This window comes from Frankia sp. CoWAU3 (assembly GCF_977971855.1).
Genome location: NZ_CDWWXB010000012.1, coordinates 1 through 9,462, shown reverse-complemented (window position 1 = coordinate 9,462; position 9,462 = coordinate 1). Strand labels below are relative to the sequence as shown.

The 9,462-nt window shown below is 70.9% G+C and carries 9 protein-coding genes, 1 tRNA gene and 1 pseudogene; 3 read left to right on the top strand and 8 right to left on the bottom strand.

Annotation, left to right across the window (positions count from 1 at the left end):
- The 7 genes from AC08ON_RS02665 to AC08ON_RS02635 form a co-directional block, all read right to left on the bottom strand.
- A partial coding sequence (locus tag AC08ON_RS02665; protein ID WP_476616401.1) for a Rho termination factor N-terminal domain-containing protein occupies positions 1 to 388 on the bottom strand: 388 nt, incomplete at its 3' end.
- A 488-nt stretch (positions 389 to 876) separates the two neighbouring features.
- The gene (locus AC08ON_RS02660; protein ID WP_476606302.1) at positions 877 to 2,010 is read right to left on the bottom strand and encodes a homoserine kinase; all 1,134 of its coding nucleotides are present in this window, start codon (positions 2,008 to 2,010) and stop codon (positions 877 to 879) included.
- Entirely contained in the window at positions 2,007 to 3,140 is a 1,134-nt protein-coding gene (gene thrC / locus AC08ON_RS02655) for a threonine synthase (RefSeq protein WP_476606303.1), read from the bottom strand. The genes AC08ON_RS02660 and thrC overlap by 4 nt, the downstream gene beginning before the upstream one ends.
- Entirely contained in the window at positions 3,137 to 4,420 is a 1,284-nt protein-coding gene (locus tag AC08ON_RS02650) for a homoserine dehydrogenase (RefSeq protein WP_476606304.1), read from the bottom strand. The genes thrC and AC08ON_RS02650 overlap by 4 nt, the downstream gene beginning before the upstream one ends.
- Positions 4,417 to 5,820: a diaminopimelate decarboxylase gene (lysA, locus tag AC08ON_RS02645; protein ID WP_476606305.1), complete on the bottom strand. Its 1,404-nt coding sequence runs from the start codon at positions 5,818 to 5,820 to the stop codon at positions 4,417 to 4,419. The genes AC08ON_RS02650 and lysA overlap by 4 nt, the downstream gene beginning before the upstream one ends.
- Before the next feature lie 88 nt (positions 5,821 to 5,908).
- Positions 5,909 to 6,955, bottom strand: a complete 1,047-nt coding sequence (locus tag AC08ON_RS02640) for a DALR anticodon-binding domain-containing protein (protein WP_476606306.1) — start codon at positions 6,953 to 6,955, stop codon at positions 5,909 to 5,911.
- A 24-nt stretch (positions 6,956 to 6,979) separates the two neighbouring features.
- Entirely contained in the window at positions 6,980 to 7,366 is a 387-nt protein-coding gene (locus tag AC08ON_RS02635; protein ID WP_011438104.1) for a response regulator transcription factor, read from the bottom strand.
- 73 nt (positions 7,367 to 7,439) lie between these two features.
- Here AC08ON_RS02635 and AC08ON_RS02630 point away from each other — a divergent pair.
- Both AC08ON_RS02630 and AC08ON_RS02625 read left to right on the top strand, forming a co-directional pair.
- Positions 7,440 to 7,514: transfer RNA gene (locus AC08ON_RS02630), tRNA-Arg, on the top strand.
- A gap of 748 nt (positions 7,515 to 8,262) precedes the next feature.
- Positions 8,263 to 8,409 (top strand): hypothetical protein, encoded by a 147-nt coding sequence (locus tag AC08ON_RS02625; RefSeq protein WP_476606307.1) that lies wholly within the window; start codon positions 8,263 to 8,265, stop codon positions 8,407 to 8,409.
- Here the strand turns inward: AC08ON_RS02625 and AC08ON_RS02620 are convergent.
- Positions 8,401 to 8,637: pseudogene (locus tag AC08ON_RS02620) on the bottom strand (recombinase family protein); the annotation flags it as partial. The gene AC08ON_RS02625 and the pseudogene AC08ON_RS02620 sit on opposite strands and share 9 nt — an antisense overlap.
- Here AC08ON_RS02620 and AC08ON_RS02615 point away from each other — a divergent pair.
- Positions 8,575 to 9,150: a hypothetical protein gene (locus tag AC08ON_RS02615; RefSeq protein ID WP_476606308.1), complete on the top strand. Its 576-nt coding sequence runs from the start codon at positions 8,575 to 8,577 to the stop codon at positions 9,148 to 9,150. The pseudogene AC08ON_RS02620 and the gene AC08ON_RS02615 sit on opposite strands and share 63 nt — an antisense overlap.
- The last annotated feature ends 312 nt before the right edge of the window (positions 9,151 to 9,462 follow it).

Here is a 9,462-nt window from a genome sequence, read left to right as displayed (position 1 = left end):
CCGTGGGGGCCGCGGGGGCCGAAGAAGCCGCGGGGGCCGAAGAAGTCGCTGGGGCTGCCGCGACGGGCGTCACGGCCGCGGACTCGTTGTTCTGCACGTTCTGGATCGCGGCGATGAGCTGGCCCTTGCGCAGCCGGCCCACGCCCTGGATCCCCAGGGACGAGGCCATGGCCTGCAGCTCGGGGAGCAGCATAGCGGACAGACCGGTGCCCTGCCGGCGGCGTCGGGTCACGGCCGCACCTTCTCCGGCCGGAGAAGGTGCGGCGAGAGCGGTCCGGGTGATACGGCCTGCGCGCGAGTCACCGTTCCCGGTGGGCTCAGCCGAGATGGCGTCTGCGGACGAGGTGCTCGCCGCCGGGTCACTCTCCCGGGGGGATGCAGGCGTCACGGGCGGCGCAGACTCACGTGCGCTCTGCGGCAGCACGTTGGTGGTGTCGCTCAAGGTTTTCCTTCCCTGAAGGAACTGGCTCCCGGTGAGCCGGGCGTTGCTTGTGGACCTTCTTCGCCTGCACGCATGCCGGGTGAAGGGGTATACAGCACCGAATGGGCAAGCATCGCGCCCGTGTACGGCGCCAGCGGCCGACTGCCGCGAGCGAACTCGCCGATCCCGCCTGGGAGTGCCGGTGTGGAGCCGAGGCAACGACGACGAAGCTTATACACCGGAGTCCCGAACCATGTTCCACCTGGCGAGACCAGAGCGGCACGGCGGGAGCGAGCACGCGCCACGGTGGCAGCGGGTGCAGTCACCAGACTATCCAGCGGCAGACACCTCGGCAACAACCTTGAGACGTCAGGACTTCCCGATGTGACACACAACCGCGCATCGGGAGCTCACAGCGCCAGCCGTCGCAGCGGATCCCACCGCGGGCAACGGGGTCATGGCGCTGCGGATCGACATCGGATGACGCGTGCACCGTGTCTGTCCACCGGCAGCGGGGCGACGGAGAACCCGGCACCCGCCACGTCCACCGCCGCCGCGGCCTGTTCACCACCGACGGCGAGGGCGATGACGGATGGCCCCGAACCGGACAGGGCCGCCGCGATCCCCCCGCCGCGCAGCCGACCGACGAGGTCCGCCGACGCCGGGACGCCGGGGAACCGGTAGGGCTGATGCACCAGATCCTCGGTGGCACGCAGGAGTGCCTCGGCACGTCGGGACGGCTGCCCGGCGGCCGGCTCGGCTGCCGACATCGTCAACGCCAGCAGCGCGGCCCGACCGAGGTTGCGGGCGGCGTCGGCGAACGGAACGCCGCTCGGCAGCGCCCCGCGCGACTGCTCGGTCGACTGCCGTATCGCGGGGATGAAGATCACGGGTCTCAGCTCGGCGAAGGGATCGACGCGCAGGGACCGGGCACCGTCGCCGTCCTGCCACGCAACGGTGAAGCCCCCGCTCAGCGCCGCGGCGACGTTGTCCGGGTGCCCCTCGATGGCGCTGGCGAGCCGCAGCATGCCCGCGGGCCCGAAGAAGCCGGCTCCCGACGCGGCTCTGGACACCGGATCCGGCTCGGGTGCGTCATCGGGCGCGGACACGGAGTCCGCGCCGGCCTCGAAGGCGGCGCCGGTCTCGAAGGCGGGCCCGAGGTCCGGCTGCGCGAGCGCGGCGGCGGCGGCGACCCCGGCGACGATCGCCGCGGCCGAGGATCCCAGCCCGCGGCCGTGCGGGATCCGGTTGACGCAGTGCAACGCGAGACCGGGCTGCGCCCGGCCGAGGGTGTCGAAGGTCGCCCGGATCGCCCGGACCACGAGGTGCGTCTCGTCCCGGGCGACGACGTCCGTGCCGACGACGTCAACGGTGAGACCGGATCGGGTCGTCTCGACATCGACCTCGTCGTACAGGCCCAATGCCAGGCCGAACGTGTCAAAGCCGGGGCCGAGATTCGCGCTGGTCGCCGGTACCCGGACCCGGACCCACCGCGACACGCCGTCGGCCGCGGTGACCGGCCCGGACCGGCCGACCCGCTCGGCGAAGGCCGCCGTCCCGCCTGGGCGCGGGGAGGACCGAGTGGTCACGAGCGCTGCAGCCCCAGTGCCTCGGCGGCGCCCGCGACGGTCGGGCGGATCGTTTCCGGCCGGGCCGCGCCGCTGATCGCCCAGTCGGGGTCCTTGAGCCCGTTGCCCGTGACAGTGCACACGACCTGCTCGCCGGGTTCAATCCGGCCGCCCGCCCGTGCCTTCAGCAGGCCCGCGACGCTGGCGGCGCTGGAAGGCTCCACGAAGACGCCCTCCTTGCGGGCCAGCAAGCGGTAGGCGGCGAGGATCTCCCGGTCGTTCACGGCGTCGATCAGACCACCGGAGGCCTCTCTCGCCTCGACGGCGAGATCCCACGACGCCGGGTTGCCGATGCGGATCGCCGTGGCGATCGTCTGCGGCGAGGTCACCACCTCGCCCCGCACGATGGGCGCGGCACCCGCTGCCTGGAAACCGCACATCCGCGGGTGGCCGCTGGCGATCCGGTTGTTCTCCTCGAGGTAGCCCCGCCAGTAAGCGGTGATGTTGCCGGCGTTGCCGACCGGCAGGCAGTGGACGTCCGGGGCCCGGCCGAGCGCCTCCACGATCTCGAAGGACGCCGTCTTCTGCCCCTCGAGACGGAAGGGGTTCACCGAGTTGACCAGGGTGACCGGCGAGGTGTCGGCGAGTTCGCGCGCCACCCGCAGGCAGTCGTCGAAGGAGCCGTCGAGCTGCAGCAGCCGGGCCCCGTGGACAAGCGCCTGGGCGAGCTTGCCCAGGGCAATTTTTCCGCTGGGCACCAGCACCGCGCAGGTGATGCCGGCGCGGGCCGCGTAGGCAGCGGCCGACGCCGAGGTGTTGCCGGTGGACGCGCAGATGACAGCCTGGGAACCGGCGCCGACAGCCCGGCTGATGGCCACCGTCATCCCGCGGTCCTTGAAGGACCCAGTCGGATTCGCCCCTTCGATTTTGAGATGAACCTCACATTCAGTGAGGTCGGAGAGGTGTGCCGCGGGCAGCAGGGGCGTCCCACCCTCACGCAACGTGATGACGGGCGTGTCGTGTGCGATCGGCAGACGGTCCCGGTACTCCTCGATGATTCCCTGCCACGGCCGGTGCGGCCGATCGGGCGCCGCGGACAGCACCGGCACGGCCGGCTCGTCCGCGAGCGGTGTGGATGACGTCGTGGTCACGGCTCACCTCCCTCAACCCGCATCACGCCGGACACCGCCCGGACACCGGCGAGGCCGCGGAGCTCCTCGACGGTGGCGGACAGTGCCGCGTCCGGGGCGGCATGCGTCACCAGGACGAGGCTCGCGTCGTCGCCGCGGCCGTCCTGACGAACGCTCCTGATAGACACATCGTGACGCGCGAACGCCCCAGCGACCGTCGCGAGCACGCCGGTCTTGTCGGTGACGTCGAGATTCACGTGATACCTCGTCACGGTACGGCCCATCGGCAGCACAGGCAGCGCGGCGTAGGACGATTCACCAGGGCCGCGACGGCCAGCGATACGGTTGCGCGCGACCGCGACCACATCCCCGAGCACCGCCGAGGCGGTCGGCGCCCCGCCGGCGCCCTGGCCGTAGAACATCAGCTGGCCCGCCGCCTCGGACTCGACGAACACCGCATTGAAGGCCTCCCGCACCCCGGCCAGCGGGTGGGTGCGCGGGATCATCGCCGGGTGGACCCGCACGCTGATCCCCTCGGTCTCGGCCGAGCGTTCCGCCACCGCGAGTGCCTTCACGGTGCAACCGAGCTCCCGGGCGCTGGCGATGTCGGCGGTGGTTATCTCACCGATGCCGACCCGGTAGACGTCGTCGATCGTTACCCGGGAGTGGAAGGCCAGCTGGGCCATGATGGCCGCCTTCGCGGCCGCGTCGAACCCATCGATGTCGGCGGAGGGATCGGCCTCGGCGTATCCGAGCGCCCCGGCCTCGGCGAGCGCCTCGGTGAACGACGCGCCGATCTCGTCCATCCGGGTCAGCACGAAGTTGGTCGTCCCGTTGACAATGCCGAGCACCCGGTGCACACGATCCCCGGCCATGCTCTCGCGCAGCGGGCGGATCAGCGGGATGGCCCCGGCCACGGCGGCCTCGTAGTAGAGATCGGTGCCGGCCGCGGCGGCCGCGTCGTGCAGCGTCGCGCCGTCCGAGGCCAACAGGGCCTTGTTCGCGGTGACCACCGACTTACCCCCCCGCAGGGCGGACAGCAGCCAGGAGCGGGCCGGCTCGATGCCGCCGACAAGCTCGATCACGATGTCGACGTCGTCCCGGGCGACGAGGCCCGCCGCATCCCCGGTGAACAGCGCCGGATCCGCGTCGAGGGCGCGGGCGCGGCCCGGCCTGCGCACCGCGATCCCGGCGAGCTCCAGGGGAGCCCCGACCCGGGCGGCGAGATCGGCGGCGTTGGCCTGCAACAGCCGGACGGTCTCGCTGCCGACGACCCCACAGCCGAGCAACGCGATCCTCACCACGCCACCTCCGGGGAGGCCGGGTCGGCGCCCGGCTCGACCTTCACGCCCGGATCGACGTCCAGGCGCAGCAGGTCGTCCTCGGTCTCCCGCCGGACGATGATCCGGGCCGCGCCGTCGCGCACGGCGATCACCGGTGGCCGCGCCACGTGGTTGTAGTTGCTGGCCATCGACCGGTGGTAGGCGCCGCTGGCGGGAATGGCCAGCAGGTCACCGGGCCGGACGTCGTCGGGCAGCGGCACGTCGTGGGCGACGACGTCCCCGGACTCGCAGTGCCGGCCGACGATCGTGACGACGTGCGTCGTGGCCAAACCGGTCCGGGAGACCAGCCGGGCGGTGTAGCGGGCGTCGTAGAGCGCCGTGCGGATGTTGTCGCTCATGCCGCCGTCCACGCTGACGAAGGTGCGCAGCCCGGGCAGCTCCTTGACAGTGCCGACCTCGTAGAGGGTCACCGTCGTCGATCCGACGATGGCCCGTCCCGGTTCCACCGCGAGGCGCGGGACGGTCAGGCCCGCGGCGGCGCACTCCTTGCCGACCACGGCGGTCAGCCGCTCGGCGACGTCGGTGACCTCCAGCGGGGCGTCCTCGCCGGTGTAGGCGATGCCGAGGCCACCGCCGAGGTCGAGCTCGGGCAGTTCGAGGTCGTGGGTGTCGCGGATGCGCGCGAGCAGGCCCACCAGGCGGTGCGCCGCCAGGCCGAACCCGGCCGTGTCGAAGATCTGCGAGCCGATGTGCGCGTGCAGGCCGACGAGTTCGAGGGAGCCGGCGGCCGCGAGCACGCGTTCCACCGCCTCGGCCGCCGACCCGCCGGCCAGCGAGAACCCGAACTTCTGGTCCTCCTGCCCGGTGGAGACGTAGTGATGTGTGTGCGCCTCCACGCCCGGGGTGACGCGGATCAGCACGCGCTGGCGCACGCCCGCCTCGGCTGCGACGGCTGCCAGGCGGGTGATCTCGGCGAAGGAGTCGACGACGATCCGCCCGACGCCATAGCCGACGGCCGCCCGCAGTTCCGCGACGGACTTGTTGTTGCCGTGGAAGAGCAGTCGATCCGCCGGGAAGCCGACCGAGCGGGCCACCGCAAGCTCCCCGCCCGTACAGACGTCGAGATTCAGACCCCCCTCATCCACCCAGCGAGCGATCGTGCGGCACAAAAAGGCCTTGCCCGCGTAGTAGACGTCACACTCGGCGAACGCCCGCCGCCAAGCCGCGCACCGGGCCCGGAAGTCGGCCTCGTCGAGAACGAAGGCCGGCGTGCCGAACTCGGCGGCCAGCTCGTTAACCCGGATCCCACCGATTCGCAGCACACCGTCGGCGTCCAGCCGGGCCGTGGCCGGCCACAGATTCTCCTCCAACGGCTTCTCCTCCAACGGCACCACCGCCGGGCTGTCGATCTCGCTCATCTCGCCTCTGCCTGCCTCATGCCGCCTGTTTCACGCTTTCCAACCGGCTCGTTCCCGAACCCGCCCGGACGCCCGGACCGACCGCTCGTCACATCCGCTCGGGGGCGCTGACCCCGAGCAGTCCCAGGCCGTTCGCGAACACCACCCGGGTCGCCGCCACGAGCATCAGCCGCGCGCCGGTGGCCGGACCGGGCTCGGCGTCGCCCTGCGGAAGCACCCGGCAGGAGTCGTAGAACCGGTAGTAGACCCCGGCAAGTTCCTCGAGATAGCGGGCGAGCCGATGGGGGCCACGCAGCCTCGCGGCGGACTCGATCACTCGGGGGAACTCGCCGAGCGCGCGCAGCAGCTCACCCTCCCGCGGCTGGGTCAGCAGGGCGACGTCGACCGGCTCGGTCGCGGCCGTGAGGCCCAGGGACTCGGCGTCGCGCAGCAGCGAGCTGATCCGCGCGTGGGCATACTGCACGTAGAAGACCGGGTTGTCACTGGTCTGGCGGGCCATCAGGTCCAGATCCAGATCGAGCGCCGAATCCGGCGAAGACCGGACCAGCCAGTACCGCGCCGCGCCGGCCCCGGCCGCGTCGACCAGGTCGTGCAGGGCCTGCTCGGACGCCCCGCGGTCGTAGTGGTACTCCGTGCCCACGTGGTACTCCGTGCCCACCTCGAACCCGGCCGCGGGCAGGATGCGCCCCAGGGCATCCCCGACGGCCGCCCGGCGCGCCGAGGCCAGCGTCACCGGGCCGGTCGGGTTCGCGCTGACGAACTCCAGGTTGACCCGGACACCTCGTGGCCTGACCGCCCAGCCGTACCGGTCACCGGCCGACACCACCGTGCGGGCGATCTCTCCGAGGGCGGCGTCGGCCAGCCGGAAGTTGAGGAACCCCGGGCCGGCGACGTCCACGGCGGCGAGCTCGCTGTCGGTAGCGAGCCGCCGGGCCAACGTCTCCGCGACGGCGCGCGGCGGACGACGGGCGGCCCTGGCAAGCTGGAGCGCGACCGGGGAGGCGTAGTCCCCGTGCTCGGGCGTCTTCGGCCGCTCCACCGTGACGGCGGTCGGCACAGTCACGTCCAAGTCGCCGTCCGCGACCGCGCGGCCGATGGCCGTCACGATGGCGTCAGCGAGATCGGCGGGGGTCATGACGGCGATGTTATCGGCGCCGGGTCAGACCGGCTGGCCCGCAGCCAGCCGCTGGACCACACCGATGAGTTCGTCCGGGTCGAACGGCTTGGTCAGGTAGTAGTCCACCCCGACCCGCATCCCACGCTTGACGTCGGCCTCCTGAGCCCGGGCGGTCAGCATAATCATCTTGATGGCGGCGGTGTCCGGCTCCTCCCGCAGCCGGGCGGCCACGTCCCAGCCGTTCATCCTCGGCATCATGATGTCCAATGTGATCACCTGTGGGGCGATCTCGCGCACCATCTCCAGGCAGTCCACGCCGTCTACGGCGGTATGGACCTCAAAGCCCTCCAACTCAAGGTTGACGACCACGAGCTGACGTATCACCGCGTCGTCGTCGACGACGAGGACTCGGGGGGTGGCAGGGTACACACCGGAAGCTTACGGCGACCCGGATTCCCGATCCGGCGTTCCGTCCTGGTAGCGTATGCCGCGTTGACCCGGAGCCCCCGTAGCTCAGGGGATAGAGCACCGCCCTCCGGAGGCGGGTGCGCAGGTTCGAATCCTGCCGGGGGCACCAAGTAGAAGGAGGGAAGCCGCCGCTCCCCATTGATCACTTTCGGTCCTCTCCCTTGGTCATCTCTGTGTTCCCTCTCGGTAGGCTTGGAGCCGACGATGCTACTGCCGATCTCCGCCACGGATCGCACCGTGTCGCCACATAGGGTAACTCTGCATCGAGCGGTGCGGGTGTCGCGGTTGTAGCGGATCTCCAGGCGGAGGGCCGCGAAGAGCCGGCGGCTGATCTCGTCTGGTAGGTACGCGAGGTCGATGGCACCTATGGGCAGCAGTGCGAGCAGTGCCGGGTTCGTCGCTTTCTGTGCCTGGTCGCGTAGATCGTCGAGTTCGCGTTCGAGCTTGGTTCGTTCGGCTCGAAGCTCGGCGCGGCGTTCCGCGAAGTCGTGCTTCAGGTCCGGGTCTGGGTTGTCTGGATCATCGACGAGTTCGAGGTTCCTGATCAGGCTCCGTCGGCGACGCTCGTTGGTGGCGAGGGAGCGTTCTAGTGTGGCGATGCGTCGATCACGGTCGTCGGTGTCGGGGTCGGTGCCTGTCGTCAGCGCGCTGGCGAGCAGGTCACGCCGGTACGTCCCGAAGATCCTTTCGGCGAGGAACTCGCTGAGGCCCTCAACGATTGGTTCCTCGCGGACCCACCAGCTGGATGCCGCCGGGTGGCCGGCGGGCACGTAGCCGGGTTTGGGAGCGCACACGTAGTAGCTGACGCCTTTCGACGTCTTGCCGTACATGCGCCGGCCGCACAGGTCGCAGAACAGGTGACTGCGCAGCTGGTAGAGGCGGCGTGTCTGGGGGTGGCGGTTGCGGCCACCGGCGCTGCGGGACTTGGCGTGCTGGCTGGCGATCTGCTGTGCCTCGACGAAGCCTTCGAGGGTGACGTAGGCGTCGTGGGTCGGTTGGGGTGACCAGATCCAGTCCTCGACCGGGTTGGCGCGGTTCCGGCCGCGTTTGCGGGCGCGGCGGCCCCAGACCATGTGGCCGGTGTGCTTCGGGTTGGTGATGATCTCCCGGACGTTGGAGATGGTCCACCGTCCGACGGCGCGGGCGGGGTCGACCGGTGTCGGCGGTGGGTGGGCGACGAGGTCCTGGTTGAGCCGGTCGGCGATCTGCTGGTAGCTCGCGCGTTCGCCGATGCGCCAGGCGAAGATCTGCCGGACGACGGCCCCTTGGACGGGGTCGGCGACGAGTCGGGTCTTCTTGACGCCCTTGGCACGTTTGGCGGGTACGGCGTGCGGGATCTGGATGGCGCGGTAGCCGTAGGGCGGCTTGCCGATGTTGAAGCCCTGCTCGGTGTGGACGGCGAACCCGTCCCAGGACTTCTCCAGCATCTCCAGGACGTACCACTCGGCGATGCCCTGCTTGACCCGCCGGGTCAGCACGGTGGTCGCGCTGGCCTTGCGCCGGCCCGACGTGCCGATCTGGATCGGCTCGTCGGCGGCGAGGAGGCGGACCCCGACCTTCTCCAGGTGGTGCTCGATGTAGGTGCCGTAGTAGGTGCGCCGGGCGATGCGGTCGATCGACTCGCAGATGACGTAGTCGAACCGCCGGTCGGGCCGCTCGGCTTCGGCGAGAAGATCCTGGATGCCGCCGTCGCGCGGGATCGGGATGTCGAACAGCTCGTGGGCGCTACCCCGGCCGCGGGCTGAGAGGTCCATGCGGCCGGACTCGATGTCGAAGAAATGCGCGACGATCACCGCGTCTTCCGGAATGACCGCCGAGCATCGCCGCAGTTGCCGGGGCAGGGACAGGGTCGGGTCCTGCTGGTCTTCGGTCGAGGTCCGGCCCGCGAACGCGACCCGGGCCACCAGCCGGCCCGGGTCTGCGCTCGCGGCGGCTACTCGGAGGGATTCTCCCCATCTCTGGATCTCTGCTGGGCTACCCATTCAGTCACCTCTCGTATCGCCCGGATCTGAGCGCGCTTCAGCGTTTCTCCCAGGCTTCCTGTCGCTATTTCGACG